Annotated in this window: 9 protein-coding genes and 2 tRNA genes; 5 read left to right on the top strand and 6 right to left on the bottom strand. The window is 36.6% G+C overall.

All coding sequences use genetic code 11. From position 1 onward, the window contains the following. The first annotated feature begins 4 nt into the window (after positions 1–4). Positions 5–3,823: a type IX secretion system sortase PorU gene (gene porU, locus PHP31_00580; GenBank protein MDD3737776.1), complete on the top strand. Its 3,819-nt coding sequence runs from the start codon at positions 5–7 to the stop codon at positions 3,821–3,823. Between the two features lie 98 nt (positions 3,824–3,921). Further along, positions 3,922–5,076: a type IX secretion system outer membrane channel protein PorV gene (gene porV / locus PHP31_00575; protein ID MDD3737775.1), complete on the top strand. Its 1,155-nt coding sequence runs from the start codon at positions 3,922–3,924 to the stop codon at positions 5,074–5,076. Between the two features lie 197 nt (positions 5,077–5,273). On the opposite strand, the gene ispF is transcribed toward porV, so the two are convergent. Genes ispF through PHP31_00560 form a run of 3 tightly spaced genes read right to left on the bottom strand, consistent with a single transcriptional unit; the run spans position 5,274 to position 9,530 of the window. Next, positions 5,274–5,753: a 2-C-methyl-D-erythritol 2,4-cyclodiphosphate synthase gene (gene ispF, locus PHP31_00570; protein MDD3737774.1), complete on the bottom strand. Its 480-nt coding sequence runs from the start codon at positions 5,751–5,753 to the stop codon at positions 5,274–5,276. Between the two features lie 6 nt (positions 5,754–5,759). Beyond that, positions 5,760–7,178 carry an AAA family ATPase gene (locus PHP31_00565; GenBank protein MDD3737773.1) on the bottom strand — a complete coding sequence of 473 codons (1,419 nt, stop codon included), beginning with the start codon at positions 7,176–7,178 and terminating at the stop codon, positions 5,760–5,762. 9 nt (positions 7,179–7,187) lie between these two features. Next, a complete protein-coding gene (locus PHP31_00560; GenBank protein ID MDD3737772.1) occupies positions 7,188–9,530 on the bottom strand; it encodes a BamA/TamA family outer membrane protein in 2,343 nt (780 codons plus the stop codon). A gap of 129 nt (positions 9,531–9,659) precedes the next feature. Between PHP31_00560 and PHP31_00555 the strand changes: the two genes are divergently transcribed. Further along, a tRNA-Val gene (locus tag PHP31_00555) sits at positions 9,660–9,737 on the top strand. Between the two features lie 117 nt (positions 9,738–9,854). Here PHP31_00555 and PHP31_00550 read toward each other — a convergent pair. From PHP31_00550 to sucC, 3 genes are all read right to left on the bottom strand, one after another. After that, a tRNA-Lys gene (locus PHP31_00550) sits at positions 9,855–9,927 on the bottom strand. A gap of 64 nt (positions 9,928–9,991) precedes the next feature. Further along, complete coding sequence (locus PHP31_00545) at positions 9,992–11,500, bottom strand: potassium/proton antiporter (GenBank protein ID MDD3737771.1); 1,509 nt, start codon at positions 11,498–11,500, stop codon at positions 9,992–9,994. A gap of 76 nt (positions 11,501–11,576) precedes the next feature. Further along, positions 11,577–12,767: an ADP-forming succinate--CoA ligase subunit beta gene (gene sucC / locus PHP31_00540; protein ID MDD3737770.1), complete on the bottom strand. Its 1,191-nt coding sequence runs from the start codon at positions 12,765–12,767 to the stop codon at positions 11,577–11,579. Positions 12,768–13,029: 262 nt separating this feature from the next. On the opposite strand from sucC, the gene PHP31_00535 reads away from it, so the two are divergent. Next, the gene (locus PHP31_00535) at positions 13,030–13,680 is read left to right on the top strand and encodes an ABC transporter ATP-binding protein (GenBank protein MDD3737769.1); all 651 of its coding nucleotides are present in this window, start codon (positions 13,030–13,032) and stop codon (positions 13,678–13,680) included. A gap of 184 nt (positions 13,681–13,864) precedes the next feature. Continuing rightward, the gene (locus tag PHP31_00530; protein MDD3737768.1) at positions 13,865–16,840 is read left to right on the top strand and encodes a tetratricopeptide repeat protein; all 2,976 of its coding nucleotides are present in this window, start codon (positions 13,865–13,867) and stop codon (positions 16,838–16,840) included. The last annotated feature ends 3 nt before the right edge of the window (positions 16,841–16,843 follow it).

Below are 16,843 nucleotides of genomic sequence, written 5' to 3'. Positions count from 1 at the left end.
GTGTATGACTATTAAACGAGTTAACTTATACATACTTCTCACGTGCTTACTAATATTGCTATCGTTTAATAATAGCATGGCTCAACACAAGCAATCATTTGTTATCAAATGGAATGAACCTATCGTTTCTTTTGAGCAAAATTTAGGAACCTATTTGATTAAGGCAGCCAATTTATATAATGACCCAACGCAAGATTATAATCCTTTGTTTAACTATAGCTATTTCTTGCCAAAAGGTTTTAACGAATGCGATGTAAAAATCACCGATATAACTTATGAACCGATTAGCTCTGACTTAATTAATTTACTCGAACTACCTATCGCCACAGCCGACACAAACAAAATAGAAGCTCATGTAACTTATAGTCGTAGCACAGCTATAGCCAACATTTCGTTTGTTCCAATTATTAAAGATGAAAACAACAATTACTTCAAAATAAATTCTTTTACTATAGATATAGTCGTAATTCCTACACAAAAACGAAGTACGTTTGAGTTTCGCTATGCTGATAATTCAAAATTGGCAAGTGGTAATTGGTACAAAATCAAGCTAAACAAAACAGGTGTGTACAAAATTACGTACAGCGATATGCAACAAATGGGTATAAACATGAGTAACGTTACTCCCAACAATATTAAGCTGTACGGCTATGGCGGCGGAATGCTCCCCGAAAAGAACAGCTTGCAAGTTTTCGACGATTTGGAAGAAAATGCTATAAAGGTTATAAGCAAATTTCCTGACAAGTTTATTGACGGCGATTACATTCTGTTTTACGGAACATCTCCCAATACCTTTAAATACGATTCGAGGCTAAAGCATTATGTTCACAGTTTGCATTTATACGACGACTACACATATTATTTTTTGAATTGTGAAGGCAGCAACGGATTAAGAATCCAAAATCAAACGCTTTCAACTGAAACGCCAAATACAACATCTACAACATTTCAAGAATGTTTGTATCACGAAAGTGAACTGCAAAACAGGCTTTCTTCGGGAAAAGAATGGATTGGTGAAGAAGCAAATCCTATAAACAACATAATACAAGTACCTACTTTTAATTTTCCAAATGTTGTAGCAAATAGCGATATTAAAGTACGATACGGTGTTTTAGCCGATGTTGCCCAACCTAAAACTGCAAACATATATTGCGACGGAAATTCGATTGCAGTAATTTCTTTTGTACCACACTCTAGTCACGCTTTTGCCGACTATCGCGAAGGGCATAAGATTGTTAAAGCCAATAGCGATAAACTCGACGTATCAGTTAAGTTTAACGGTGCAGGTGCCGACAAATTATGGCTTAATTATATTCAGGTAATTGTTACAAAAAATTTGGTGATGCACGGCTCGCAGATGAACTTTGCCGACCCGAAGAGCATAGGAACCAATAAAATAACTAAATACACCTTATCTAATACCAATGCCGATATTAATATTTGGGAAGTTACCGACCCTACAAAAGTGAAAAATATTGATGCCGTGCGTGCTGCCAACTCAATGTCATTTACCGTAGAAACTCCTATTTTACGCGAGTTTATAGCCTTCCGTAACAATGACTTTTTGAGTGTAACTTTTGTAGAAAAAGTTGAAAATCAGAATCTGCATAGCATCAACAACATAGATATGTTGATTATATATTACGAGCCATTTCAGCAGGAAGCTAAGCGTTTAGCTACTTTCCATGAAAATTTCGACGGATTCAGAACAGCCATAGTTCCTGTAAAAAAGATTTACAACGAATTTTCGTCGGGAATGCAAGATGTTTCGGCTATTCGTAACTTTATAGGCATGTTGTATCACCGTCCTAGCGAAGGTAACAAACTCAGATATGTGCTACTATTCGGCGACGGCTCATTTGATTATAAAGATCGCATAGCTAACAACACTAACTTTATACCTACTTTCCAGAATAAAGGCAATGTTGTATCATTTGGTGCATCTACTCAATGCGACGATTTTTTTGTTTTGTTAGACCCACAAGAAGGAGAAGATGCTAACGGTAGTGCTGATGTGGGCATAGGCAGGTTCCCTGTTAAAACCTTGGAAGAAGCCAAAATTGCCGTCGATAAAACTATTTTTTACGCAACAAGCCCTAAACAAAGCCTTGGAGAGTGGAGAAACAAAATATGTTTAGTAGCCGACGACCAAGATAACAACGCTCACATAAACCACCCCGAAGACTACCTTTCGCCACTTATTGGCAAAAATGCTCCCGTTCTGAACTTGCGAAAAATATATTTAGATGCTTACAAACGAGTAACCACCGCAAGCGGACACTCGTACCCCGATGTAAACACCGACATACAAAAACAAATATCCGAAGGTATTTTAATATTTAACTATACCGGACACGGCGGCGAAAGGGGTTTGGCTCACGAAGGCGTGCTTACCATACCCGAAATAAAGGCAATGACAAATTACAACAAAATGCCTATTTACATGACTGCCACCTGCGAGTTTGCCCCATACGATAATCCCGAATTTATATCTGCAGGCGAGTTGGTGTTTTTAAATCCAAGCGGTGGTTCTCCTGCACTTTTTACTACAACCAGATTAGCTACCACAGGAACTAACAACACCCTTTCTATTGCATTTTACGACACTATCTTTTCCATAAAAGGTAACGAATTGCCACGATTTGGAGATGTTTTGGCATACTCAAAAGCCCAAACCGGAAACAATCATGACTCGAAAAACTTCATACTACTTGGTGATCCTGCTCTCCAATTAGGAATACCTAAATTGAATGTTGCCACAACTCACATCAACGATATTGCCATTAACTTGTTTTCCGACACGCTTAAAGCAATGGAAAAATTTACTCTTAAAGGCATTATCACAAACCTGCAAGGTCGCAAAATTGATGATTTTAACGGCATTGTACAAATCCAAATTATAGATAAGCCGCAAACACACCAAACATTGGGAAATTCTCCAAAAAGTCCCGTAAGGTCGTTTGTTACTCAAAATAATGTTTTGTACAGGGGCTTATCGCAAGTTAAAAACGGCGATTTTGAAGCTACTTTTATTATTCCAAAAGATATAGATTACTCATTCGGTAAAGGAAAAATTTCGTATTACGCATACGATTTTAATTCTTTGCAAGATGCCAACGGTTTTGACACTACTATATTTATAGGCGGCGCCGGACAACAAATTGACGACAACCAAGGTCCGATAATAAAACTGTATATGGACAACTTTTACTTTGTAAGCGGAGATAAAACTTCAAAACATCCGCTTTTGTTGGCTAAACTTTCTGACGAGCAAGGCATTAACACCACCGGAAACAGTATTGGACACAGCATTACGGCTTATTTAGACGACGATATTACAAACATAATTCAACTAAACGACTACTACACAGCTGATACTAATACATATAAATCGGGATTGGTGAGATATAAATTCCGCGATTTGGAAGTTGGCAAACACACGCTTACACTTAAGGCGTGGGATATTTTAAACAATTCGAGTACGGCTTCCATAGAATTTGAAGTAATAGACGATTTTGAAATTGAGATAACCAACGTTAATGTGTACCCCAATCCGTTTGACCAATATTTCTTTTTAGAATTTGATATAAATTTATTCGATGAAGATGTAGATGTTTTGGTTCAATTAGTTGATATTACAGGAAAACAGGTCAGTTATATTCCAAACCGCAGATATAAATCGCAAGGATTCCACATAGGACCTATTGAGTGGCGCAATGCTATGAGTAAAAATCATTTGGAAAAAGGCGTTTATGCATTACAAATTAATGTGAAATACTCAGGAAACAAAACTCACAAAGGTGCTAAACTGATAAAATTCTAATTTTTAGTTTAAAAGCACAATATTTATACTTTTGCACCGTTATCCGATAAACAATTATTTGCAAATAAATTATTAAAAACTATAACAAAAAAAACATAATGAAATACTTAAACAAGTTACTTATAGCTATTTTAACTCTAACAACTATAGGGATTTCAGCACAAAACTCATATACAGGAGCCTATAATCCAATAACTACAACAGTTCCATTTTTAACTATATCGCCTGATGCACGCGGCGGCTCACTTGCCGATATGGGCGTTGCTTCCGAACCCGACGCATTTTCTATGCACTACAATCCTGCAAAATATGCTTATACAAAAAGCAAAATGGGTGTAGGTGTTGCATATAGTCCTTGGCTTGCAAGTATAGCAAAAGACATAGACTTAGCTTACCTGTCGGGATACGCTCGTATTGATAGAAATCAGGTAATAGCTGCTTCGCTAAGATATTTTAATTTAGGAAATATAGCATTTACCGACGAATACAATTATAGCATAGGTAATTATGTTCCACACGAATTTGCTTTTGATGTAACTTACTCTCGAATGCTTACCGCTACATTGTCGGGAGGTATTTCAGCCCGATATATATACTCAAATCTGACTTTGGGACAATCAATTGGGTCGCAAAGCACTAAACCTGGCAACTCAATTGCGGCAGACGTATCGGTATATCAACGTTTGCCCATAGTTATTTCAAATTACGAAGGTTATTTTGCATGGGGTGTCAATATTTCTAATATCGGTAGTAAAATATCTTATACCGACGATAATACCGAAAAAGAATTTATTCCGGCAAACTTGCGTATAGGTCCTGCTTTACACATTGATTTTGACAACTACAATAAAGCAACTTTTATGTTGGAAATCAATAAACTATTGGTTCCAACACCCAGAAGGGTTGGAGAAGACGGCACATTACTTGGGTTAGATGACGATGTTTCGGTTCCTGTGGGAATTATTCACTCGTTTTATGATGCTCCCGGCGGTTTTCAAGAAGAAATGCAAGAATATAACGTTGCTACCGGTGTTGAATATTGGTACGCTGAACAGTTTGCTTTAAGAGGCGGTTTCTTTTACGAAAATAAAAACAAAGGTGGAAGGTCGTTTGCTACATTAGGAGCCGGTTTTAAATACAACGTAATTGGAATTGACGTTTCGTACATTATTCCTGTAGTGAACTACACAACCAACTCTAAACACCCGCTTGCAAATACAATGCGTTTTAGCCTATCGTTTGATATTAATTAGTGTTGGGTGAATGGTGATGAGTGATGAGTGGTGGGTGATAGACTTCGGTTACTAAACTTGTCGAAGAGCCGAAGTCCAAAGCGTTCTCCATTTTCGGCACTTCGATACGCTTTCGGCACTCAGTGACTCCCGAAACTTCGGGATAACCCGTAACCCGCACCCCGAAACCCGCACCACGCACCACGCAACCCGAAACACTACACAAATTCCTTTTCAACCAAAACAACAGCTTGTGCCGAAACTCCTTCTTCACGACCTTCAAAACCAAGATGTTCGGTAGTTGTGGCTTTTATAGAAATCTGATTTACGTCTATACCTAAGCATTTAGCAATTTCTTCTTTCATCTGCGGTATATACGGTGCTATCTTTGGTTTTTGTATCACTACAACCGAATCTATATTAACTATTTTGTATCCTATGTTTTTATACTTTTCGGCTACTGCCTTAAGCAAGACCATACTTCTGATATCCTTGTATTTTTGGTCGCTGTCAGGAAAATTGGAGCCTATATCACCCAAATTAACTGCTCCTAACAATGCATCGCAAATACTGTGTATAAGCACATCGGCATCGGAATGACCAGCCAAACCTTGGTAATGGTCTATTAAAACGCCGCCCAACCAAAATTCTCTGTTCTTTTCAAAAGCATGCACATCAAAGCCTAAACCTATTCTCATAATTAATTATTTTATAAATTGTTTCTCAAAATTAACCAAATATAATTTATCGGTTGCTCTGGTTATCGCAGTGTACAACCATTTTAAATTTTCAACTGTTTGCATGCTCTCGTTGTAAAAAGGATTTTCTACAAACACCGCTTTCCACTGTCCGCCTTGAGTTTTGTGGCAAGTTAGCGAATACGAAAATTTAATATGTAGAGCATTGTAATACTCATCGTTTCTAATACTTTCGTTCCTTTTGGCTTTAGAAGCAATATGAGCATACTTTTGAGCTACCATATTGTACAGCTGATAACTTTTGTCGGAACCAAGTCCTGCCTGCTCCGACCATAAAGTATTGAGCAAAACTTTAACTTCAACTGTAAGCGGCTGCTCGTAATCGATGAGTTTAATTTGAGCATCGGCAAATTTGAATTCGCCAATTTCTTCAAAATTTCTGATGCTCAGCACTTCGCCTATATCGCCATTGGCAATAAAACCACCTTGATCAATATCTTTGAGCCAAAAATAATTGTTTTTTACCACCATTATCATGTCGCCTGCGTTGATTTCAAAATCTTGATAAAAAACGCGTTCGCGAATAGTTTTATTGAATAAATTTGCTCGTTTGTTCGACATTGTAACCAGGACCACATCGTTTTTCCCAAAACGAGAATATGCTGTTTCCAAATTATCTATAAATTCATATCCATCAACAACAGTAACATCTGCAGCATTTTCCTCAATCATTAGATATGGTAAATCTGCATTATTATTTGATATTTTGGTTCTGACAAATTCGGCGAGCGACAGAATTGCCGAATCTTCCGACTGCCGCACAACCTGACTTAAATTCGAATCGGAGACATTTAACGAAAACAACGACTCCATTGTTTTTGCATCCATGGCAGGACTTATAGTGCTATCAATAGGGGGAAGCTGACAAGTGTCGCCTATAAAAATGAGTTTATTATTAGGTTTTGAAAAAACGAAATTAATCAGGTCGGGTAAAACTTGTTGGTAGTTATCAAAGGCACTTGCATTGTACGAAAGTAGCGAGGCTTCATCGACCATAAAAACTGCATTTTCCGATTTATTATTTTTCAACTGCGATTTCCAATCCCCCGACTCATCATAGCTGTAGTAATACAAAAACTTGTGCAAGGTAAGAGCCGTTTCTCCTGTATAGTTTGCCATAACCTTAGCTGCTCTTCCGGTTGGAGCTAATAGCACATAAGGAGTTCTGGTGTTTTTTAAAGTTTTTACAATTGCATTTATCAAGGTTGTTTTACCTGTACCAGCCGAACCGTTGAGTACAAATAGCGAGTACGGGTCTTTTTGCAACAAAAAATCCGAAATTTTGCCTACAACACTCCTTTGATTATCGGTTGGGACATAACCGATATTTGAAATAATAGCATCTTCGAGTAATTGTTTTTGCATTTTATATTTTTAGAACGGATAACCTATCCCAAAATTAAAGTTTCCGTTGCGTAATTTAATTTTATCGACATTGATAAATGCCGAATTGTCGTCGGGATACGATAGAGGTAAAGCCCAATCGACTCTGAAAACAAAAAAGTTGAAATTAAACCTCAAGCCAAGACCAACATCCAAGGCTATCTGCTTGTAAAATTCGGAGAAATTAAATTCGGCTCCTTCAAAATCTTCTACTTTATTTAGCATCCAAATATTACCGGCATCGGCAAATATAGCTCCGTTCAAGAAGCTATAAATTGGAAAACGTTGCTCAATACTACTATGAAGTACGATGTTACCCGATTTATCGAAAACATTAGTCCCTTCTTTCGAATAACTACCAGGTCCAAGCGTACGAAGCTTCCAGCCACGCATGTCATTAGCTCCGCCTAACCAAAAACTTTTTTCAAACGGAACAACTTGAGAATTTCCGTAAGGAATAGATATACCTGCCAAAAACCTGAAAGCTACATTGGCGTCAGGAGCGTAATTCCAATATGAACGGTAATCGACATCGGTGCGGAAATATTGCGCATACCTAACGCCCAAACGACTATAATAGTCTTCTGTAGCAAGTTTAGTTATATACTTATCGTACAAGTAAAAAGCATTTCCCGATGTTTCAATATTGAAACGTACGGAATATTGCCGGGCACTTTTTGAGTCGAAATCGTTGGTCAAAACCATGTTATACCTAATAGTTGTGAGCAAGTGATTGGTAAAAACCGATTTGAAATGCGGGTCGGATAAGGAATCGAGGTAGTTTTGAAAATCCTCTCTAATGTTCAACACATTGATATAGCTAAGTTCTACAGGAGTGAATGTGTGTTTTAAATTTTGATGAAACTGCCAATTGTAGTTCCACGAAAGTGAAATCAGACTTCTTGAGTATTGAGGTCTCAACATGTATCCTATACCAAAATTCAGCGATGAACTTGCCTCTTGAATACCCCAACCGCTTGTTAATTTTAGAGGCAATAATATGCTGGGGAAAGACAAACTAGTTTCGCCACTTGCTTCCAAAGTGTTGAAAATGAGGAATAGATTATCGGCATCTTCCCTCATTGTTAATGGCTGAATTTCGGCATTGGTTCTCAAATTGAACGAAAAAACTTCGGCTCCTCTGAAAATGTTTTTGTGCACTATTCCTGTTCTAATTCCGGTACCGAGCATACCTGCCGAGTTTGTACCTTCTACACCGAAATTGAAAATTTTATTCTTGTTGTGCAACAATCTAATCCTACAATCGACGAAATTTGAGTCGGGACTGTGCTTTTTCGACTCTTGCATGGTAATACTTGCACTTTTTATTATAGGCAACTTTATAAAACGTTTGTAAGTATTATTTACGTTTTGCTGGCTAAACAGCTGATTGTCGTGCACTTGTAAAATAGAGGTCAAAACCGATGGTCGTATCTGCAACTTATCTTGCCAAAATACGTTAGCAGTGTTGACATTGGGAGATTTTCTTCTGGGTTTATAATGAACCGTAAGCGAATCGTACTGCTGAAAACCTACTTCAGGTTTGGCATTAGTAATAATATCTATTTTATTTATGTAAAATTTAGGATGTGAAAGTTCTTGCACAACATCGCTTGTGTCACTCTTTCGCTTCCACTTTTTCATCCTGACTTCAACATCTGCTACGCTTTTATCGTCCGACATATCTACTACATAGTAAATTTCGTTTGGCGAAACCGAATAATAGCCGTTATCTCTGAGTATATCCGACATATATGTTCTTTCTTCGTTCAAAAGATAGGTGTCGAAAATCATCTTAGGCTTAAGTTTGGACGATGTTCCTTGCTCTTTAATGAGATTAATAATATTCGTATCGGGAATAGCATAGTTGATAGTATCTACAATGCATGGCGAGCCACACAAAACGTTGTAATACACCTTAGCGGTTTTTCTTGACAACTTAACCGAATAATCTACAGAAGCGTGATAAAAGCCTTTATTTTTCAGGTATGCATTAAAGTTATCTATGGTTTGCGAAATATGAGCCGAATCCATGTACACTGGCTCTTTTCCAAAGGCTTTGCGTTGAAACCTTTTAAAACCGTTTTCTTTGCCTTGCATACTTTTTTTGTAAAACCAAATTCCGGGTCTGAAAAATGAAGATGTAATGCCTTTGATAGGTTTTTGTGTGGTAAGTCCGGATAAGTCGCCGGATTTAACATACGATTTATCGACTTTGATTGAATTTTTTATCAATAAATACTCTCTCTTTTGTGACGCATTTTTAGTACTTGTACACGAAACAAATAGCAACGATATTATAAAAAGCAGGACAAAAGATTTCTTCATCTTCATAAAACAGAAAAGTAACGACTGCAAATTTAAGTAATTACCGTAATAAACAGATTGATATGAAAATTTTTTATTTTTTTTCTGATTTTTGGTCTGTATATTAAAAAAATATTATCTTTGCACTCTGTTTTTGGGAGCATAGCTCAGTTGGTTTAGAGCACCTGCCTTACAAGCAGGGGGTCACAGGTTCAACTCCTGTTGCTCCCACCACAATAAAAAGCACCTGTCGAATTATCGGTAGGTGCTTTTTTAATTGCTACGTTTATATTCTATTTCAGCAAAAAAAAAGACCTGCAATTGTAACAATGCAAGCCTTTGTATATCAAGTGACCTCGGAGGGATTCGAACCCTCGACCCATTGATTAAGAGTCAATTGCTCTACCAGCTGAGCTACGAAGTCATTTTTTGAGTTTGCAAAAGTAAAGAAAAATTGTTTTTTTGTTCTATTCCAAACTTGTTTTTTTCTATATCTCTTCAAAAAAGTTTTCGCCTTTAATGAACTCGTAGGTTGTTTCCAAAGCTTCCTCGTCGTCAGTAATAACCAAAATTTCATCTCCAACCTTTAGCTCTGTGTTACCACGTGGGACAAAAAAATGCTCATCACGTTTTACCATTATAACTAGCGTATTGTCCGGTATTTTTATGTCCTTTAATTGCGAGCCGTTGGCTAAGTACTCCTCCTTTATAGATATTTCGCTCATAAAAGATTTTATTTCGTCTGCAATCTCTACATCAAACTTTTTTAACTTCCTTTTTTTAGGTGCCACTTCCGATAGCTTTAGCCATTTTGCCATAGCGCCAACTGTGGTTCCCTGTACCAAAAGCGATATGATAGTTATAAAAAACACAATGTTGAAAATCGTTTTAGCATGTTCAAGTTCTGCTACCCAAGGATATGTGGCAAAAATAATTGGTACAGCGCCGCGTAAACCAACCCACGAAACGTAGTGCTTCGCTCTTAGAGTCATTTTTCTGAATGGCAATAAGCAAGCGTGAACGGTGATAGGACGCGAAACAAAAATCATAAACAATCCTATAGGAATTCCCACATTCGCTATCAGCAACAACTCCGAAGGATTAACGAGCAAACCTAATGAAAGGAACATCAGAATTTGCACCAACCAAGTCATTCCATCGAAAAACTTAAGCGTACTACGTCTGTGCACAAATTTACTATTACCAATAAACAGACCTCCTATATAAACTGCCAAATATCCGTTACCTCCGATAAATGTTGTAATTCCGAACAAAAAGAACATGAGCGTAATAAGCAGTACAGAGTACAGAGCATCATTTTCTAATTCAATTTTATTAATAATGCGAACAAATAGCATTTTCCCTAACAAATAACCTGCTAATCCGCCTAAAATTAACTGTTGGAAAAACATTATTATTGCTTTCAAAGTATCTATTTCGGGCGACTGAATAAGTTGAACGAATACAATTGTAAGTATGTACGCCATTGGGTCGTTACTTCCACTCTCAAACTCTAACAAAGGGCGCAGATTTTCTTTTAGCGAAAGGTTTTTTGAACGCAGGATAGAGAATACGGAAGCTGAGTCGGTAGATGACATAACACTGGCAAGCAACAGAGATTCAAGAAGCGTAAATGTTACGGCACTAAAATAGTTGTTGGTTAACCAATATATAAAAACTCCTGTAATAACTGCCGTAAGCAAAACTCCCACAGTGGCAAGTATAAAGCCCTGTACGGCAACAGGCTTTATCTCAGACATTCGAGTATCTAATCCACCGGAGAATAGAATAATATTCAGAGCAACTACGCCTATAGCTTGGGCTATCTTTGGCGAATGAAATTGAATACCTAACCCATCAGAGCCAAACAGTATACCAATGAGTAAAAAAAGCAACAGCGTAGGTACACCAAATCGGCTTCCCATCTTTCCAACCACTAAGCTGACAAAGACGAGAATCGAAACAACTAATAAAAATAATTCTACCGATATGTTCATAATTTTGCAAAAGTAATTTTTTGTTAATTATGAAATAAAAAATTGTAAGAAAATTTGATTTTTTTGAGATATTTCCCTACTTCAGCACCTGATTAATTAAATCGGCTGCCTCTTGCAATTCTATAGCCGGCAGTACGTTGAGCCCCGAATTTTTAATCATTTCCTTGCCTTCAGTTGCGTTGGTTCCTTGCAAACGCACAATAATTGGAACTTCAATATTTCCTATGTTTTTGTACGCATCTACAATACCCTGTGCAACTCTGTCGCAACGGACAATCCCTCCAAAAATATTAACCAAAATAGCCTTCACCGACTTGTCGTTCAAAATAATTCTGAACGCTTGCTCAACTCTTTCGGCATTTGCCGAGCCTCCAACGTCTAAAAAGTTAGCAGGTTCACCACCGCTAAGTTTTATTATATCCATTGTTGCCATTGCAAGTCCGGCTCCATTTACCATACAGCCAACGTTGCCATCTAATTTAACGTAGTTAAGGTCGTGTTTTCCGGCTTCAACTTCGGCAGGATCTTCTTCGTGTATATCTCTGAGCTCAACAAAATCCGGATGCCTATACATAGCGTTATCATCTATTTTAACCTTACTATCAACTGCTAAAATTTTGTCGTCGCTGGTTTTAAGCACAGGATTTATCTCCAACAGCGAAAAATCGGCTCCAATGTAGGCATTGTACAAGTTTTGAACAAACTTTACCATGTTTTTGAAAGCCAATCCGCTCAACCCCAAGTTAAAAGCCACCTTCCTACATTGATGCGTTTGCAAACCTATACTTGGCTCAATTAGTTCAATAAATATACGCTCGGGAGTTTTTTCGGCAACGGCTTCAATATCCATACCTCCGTCGGGCGAATACATGATCATTATTTTATTTTCGGCTCTGTTTAAAAGCAAACTAACGTAAAACTCTTGAGTTGGCGAGTTACCCGGGTAGTAAACATCTTGCTGCACCAAAACTTTTCTTACAAGTTTGCCTTTGGGTCCAGTTTGTGGTGTAACTAAAGTCATACCAAGTATTTGCGATGCTATTTCTTCAACATCTTTCAAAGATTTTGCAAGTTTAACGCCGCCGCCTTTTCCGCGTCCGCCGGCATGTATTTGCGCTTTTATAACGCAAAAATCGGAGTTGGTTTCTTTTTTTATTTGCTTTGCAGCTTCAATGGCTTCGCTAACGTTGTGAGCTACTATTCCTATAGGAATATCAACATTATAGGATGCTAATATTTCTTTTGCCTGATATTCGTGTAAATTCATTTGCGATTTATATTTTTAAAATGATTAATAATGCCAACAACTATACGTATTTCAATATAACAATTGTACTTACCACTGTTGTTTGTTTAAAATAGCCATTAAGTATTTTTTTAAATTTATATCTATTCTAACACCACAACAAGATATATTTTTTGCAAATCTATAATAAATTTAATTATAAAAACACTATCAAAAAAATATTATCAACGCAAACTCATTAATAACGATTTGTAAATAATTGCATACTTTTGTAAAAAAACATATGATAAAAGGTAAAGGCATATACAAGCAATACGGCTCTTTAGAAGTCCTGAAAGGCATTGATATTGAAATTCAAGCAGGAGAAATAGTTACTATTATGGGAGCTTCGGGAGCCGGCAAAACGACTCTGTTGCAAATACTTAGTTCGTTGGACAAGCCTACTAAAGGAGAAGTTTTTGTCGATGGTGTTGAAGTCCACAAACTTAGTGGCAACAAGCTATCGGAATTTAGAAACGCCAAGATAGGTTTCGTTTTTCAGTTTCATCACCTATTACCCGAATTTACCGCACTTGAAAACGTTGCAATGCCTGCTCTTATAAAGGGATTATCCTTAAAAGAAGCCAAAAACCAAGCACGCGATTTATTAAACATGCTAAACCTGTCGGATAGAAGCGAGCACAAGCCTTCGGAACTTTCGGGTGGCGAACAGCAGCGTGTCGCAGTTGCCAGAGCTCTAGTTAACAAGCCTGCAATTATTATGGCTGACGAACCTTCGGGAAACTTGGACTCAAAAAATGCTTTAGAATTGCACAACCTGTTTTTGAACCTCAGAGATGAGCTAAAACAAACCTTTTTAATAGTAACTCATAACAAAGATTTAAGCAATATCAGTTCCAGAACTCTTGTAATGAAAGACGGAGTTTTTGTTTAATCGATTATTAGCTCAAAACCCTTAATTAGTTATGGATTTGCGACATTTATTGTATTATTTTACGGTAAATCTTATTGATAATTTGTCGATTGGTATAAAATTTGCAAATAATATTAACTTTTTTACGTTATACATGTAATTTATAACAACTTAAACTAAAATTTTTGCACAAAAATATTTACAAATGAAGTTTTTAAAACGATTCTGCCTACTGACAGCAACGCTATTAATAAACACTTTTGTCTTAGCACAAGAAAATTCATCTTTTGATTTTCATACACTGATGCAACAAGGCAATGCAGCATTTAATGATAAGGATTACGCAAAAGCAAATTATTGTTTTGAAACTGCTTTGAAAATGGATCAGGAGTCTATTGAAGCAATAAAAATGAAATACAAAGTTGATGAAATTTTTGAAAAGGATCCTAACATTAAAAACAGCATATTTGAAAACATTGTAATAAAAGGAGAAGAATATTACTTAGACGGCTATTACGAACAGGCTCAAACTCTGTTTTTACAAGCTCTTTCACTAAATCACGAATCTCAGTTTATAAAAGACAGGCTTACATCTATTGGTAGAGTTTATACCAATCCAATCCATAAACAATATTATTTGAACGCTATTAACTCCGGCGACCAGCTTATGAAAGAAAAAAAATACAAGTTGGCAATTGCCGAATACGAAAAGGCGTACATTGTTAGACCAGGCGATAGAAACGTAAAATCAATAATTGAAGATGCAATTTTTAAGCTAAATGAAGTTGAAGATAATGAAGTTAGAGTAAACGATTTGATGGCTGCAGGCGACAGACTTTTTGAAAAAAACGAATTTGAACTGGCTCTATATAAATATAAAGCTGTGTTGAAGATGTTTCCCGATAATGCCGAAGTTTTACAAAAATTATCCGAAACCGAAGACATTATCAACAAAAGGATAAACATACAAGCCAACTACGATAAGGCAATTAAAGATGCCGATAGTTTGTACGTGAATAAACTTTTTGAAGCCTCTGCCCTACTTTACAAAGAAGCCATTTACCTTAACCCTGATGCCGTATACCCGAAAGAGATGTTGGAAAAAGCTAATCAGGCGGTAGCAGAACAGAAAAGTATTGATGAAAAATATTTTTCTTTTATCGCAAGTGCCGACAAATTCTTTGATTTGAAAGATTATCAAAACGCTATTACAAGCTATAAATCAGCATCTGAAATCAAACCCGATGAAAAATATCCTAAAATTAAAATTTCGGAAATAGAAGAAATATTTGCCGAAGCTAGACATATTGAAGAAAATTACAATAGAATTATTGAAAAAGCCGACGATTTTTACTTAAAACAAAAATGGGAAGAAGCCTTAGCCGAATATTCTACTGCCATCAAAATAAAACCTTCGGAAAAACTACATGCTCAGCGCATAGCCGAAATAAAAGATTTTATGGCTCAAAAAGCGGAAACGGAATTAAAATACATTGCAGCCATAGATAAAGCCGACTCGCTGTTTAATAAAAAATTGTACGAAAACAGTATTGTAGCATATAAAGACGCATTGGCAATTAAGCAAGGCGAAACCTATCCTAAACAACAAATTGCTGAAGCCGAAAAACTAATAACCGAACAAAAAGATGCCATTCAGCGATACAACTCATTAATTGCCAGCGCTGATGGTTTTGCCGAAAGCAACAAACTTGAAGATGCTATTAGTTCGTACAAAGAAGCTTTGAAGATAAAGCCCGACGAAACTTATCCAAAAGAAAAAATCTCGACACTACAAGCAATTATTAATAAAAACGCAGAAAACGACAGACTGTACAACGAAGCTATCAGTTTGGCTGACAATTTTTTCAACAATGAAAAATATCACGAAGCATTAGAACCCTACTACAGAGCGCTAACTATCAAGCCTGACGAAACTTACCCTAATAGTAAAATTGCCGAAATAAACCAAATTATTAAGGATATAGAAAATAGAGAGAAAGAATATAACAGCATTCTATCCGAAGCTGATAAAAATTTTGAAAACAAAATGTATAGCGAAGCTCTAACCGGCTACAAAAACCTGAACAAACTTAACAGCAACGATGAATATGTTATTGGTAGAATTTCTGAAACCGAAAAAATATTAAGCGATATTGAAGCTAAAAACAAGGCTTACAATCAGAATATTTCGGAAGCTAACTCTTTGTTTGAACAAAAGCAGTACTCGCAAGCTATTGCTGCATACAACAAAGCATTAGAATACAAGCCTAAAGATAAGTTTGCAAGCGATAGAATCGAAGAAATCAATACCATCATCGCCGATATTGATAAAAATTACAATTTGTTTATAGAAGCCGGCGATTTGGCTTTTGAAAACAAAGACTACGACCTAGCTATTGAAAAATACGAGTCAGCCTCCGAACTTAAACCAAAAGAAGAATATCCGAAAAAACAAATAAACGACATAAAAGCTAAAAAACAGGCTATCATCGACGAAATTAACAATAAGTACAATGCACTCATCAGCACAGCCGACGGGCTTATGCAGATAGAAGATTATGACGAAGCCATAAACTATTATAATAAAGCTTTGGAAGTCAAGCCATCGGAAAGCTATCCTAATCAGCAAATTTCGAAAATAAATACATTGTTAGAAAAAATTAAAGCTCAACGTTCGGAAGAGTTTAACGCAGCCATTGCCAAAGCCGACAATTTGTACAAAAACAAAATTTACGACCAAGCAATAGAAGCTTACGAAAGTGCAATATTGATTGTACCTACCGACAAGTATCCGCAAAATCAAATTGCAAAGATTAGAAAATACTTAGCCGACCACGCAATTATTAACATTGCTAATCAGAATATTGTTGTTAATGTTGGAGATGAACATAAATTTGATTTCAATGTTGTAGAATTCCGACTTCGCAAAAACAACTATCTCATAATTAAGGCAAAGGCAGCCGATAACAGCAACCCAAACATTTTTATAAATTACGGTAAAGACGGCATTAAAAACGGCGGTTTTGTTATTAGAGATATTAAACCGGGCGAATATAGCGAATACCTTATCGGAGTTAGCGCCCAGACCAAATGGCAACGCGAAGACAATAATTGGATAATTATTTTTTCCGAAGGTGGCAAAGTGGAAATTTCCGATATTCAGCTATCTATAGGCGACTAATTA

The organism is Lentimicrobiaceae bacterium (genome assembly GCA_028697555.1).
In the GTDB taxonomy this organism is placed as follows: Bacteria; Bacteroidota; Bacteroidia; order Bacteroidales; family UBA4417; genus UBA4417.
This window is presented reverse-complemented; position numbering and strand designations above follow the sequence as displayed.

Bases quoted from the DNA above. Each gene is read 5' to 3' on its own strand.
- porU (MDD3737776.1), top strand. From the start codon at position 5: ATGACTATTAAACGAGTTAACTTATACATACTTCTCACGTGCTTACTA.
- porV (MDD3737775.1), top strand. From the start codon at position 3,922: ATGAAATACTTAAACAAGTTACTTATAGCTATTTTAACTCTAACAACT.
- ispF (MDD3737774.1), bottom strand. From the start codon at position 5,753: ATGAGAATAGGTTTAGGCTTTGATGTGCATGCTTTTGAAAAGAACAGA.
- PHP31_00565 (MDD3737773.1), bottom strand. From the start codon at position 7,178: ATGCAAAAACAATTACTCGAAGATGCTATTATTTCAAATATCGGTTAT.
- PHP31_00560 (MDD3737772.1), bottom strand. From the start codon at position 9,530: ATGAAGATGAAGAAATCTTTTGTCCTGCTTTTTATAATATCGTTGCTA.
- PHP31_00545 (MDD3737771.1), bottom strand. From the start codon at position 11,500: ATGAACATATCGGTAGAATTATTTTTATTAGTTGTTTCGATTCTCGTC.
- sucC (MDD3737770.1), bottom strand. From the start codon at position 12,767: ATGAATTTACACGAATATCAGGCAAAAGAAATATTAGCATCCTATAAT.
- PHP31_00535 (MDD3737769.1), top strand. From the start codon at position 13,030: ATGATAAAAGGTAAAGGCATATACAAGCAATACGGCTCTTTAGAAGTC.
- PHP31_00530 (MDD3737768.1), top strand. From the start codon at position 13,865: ATGAAGTTTTTAAAACGATTCTGCCTACTGACAGCAACGCTATTAATA.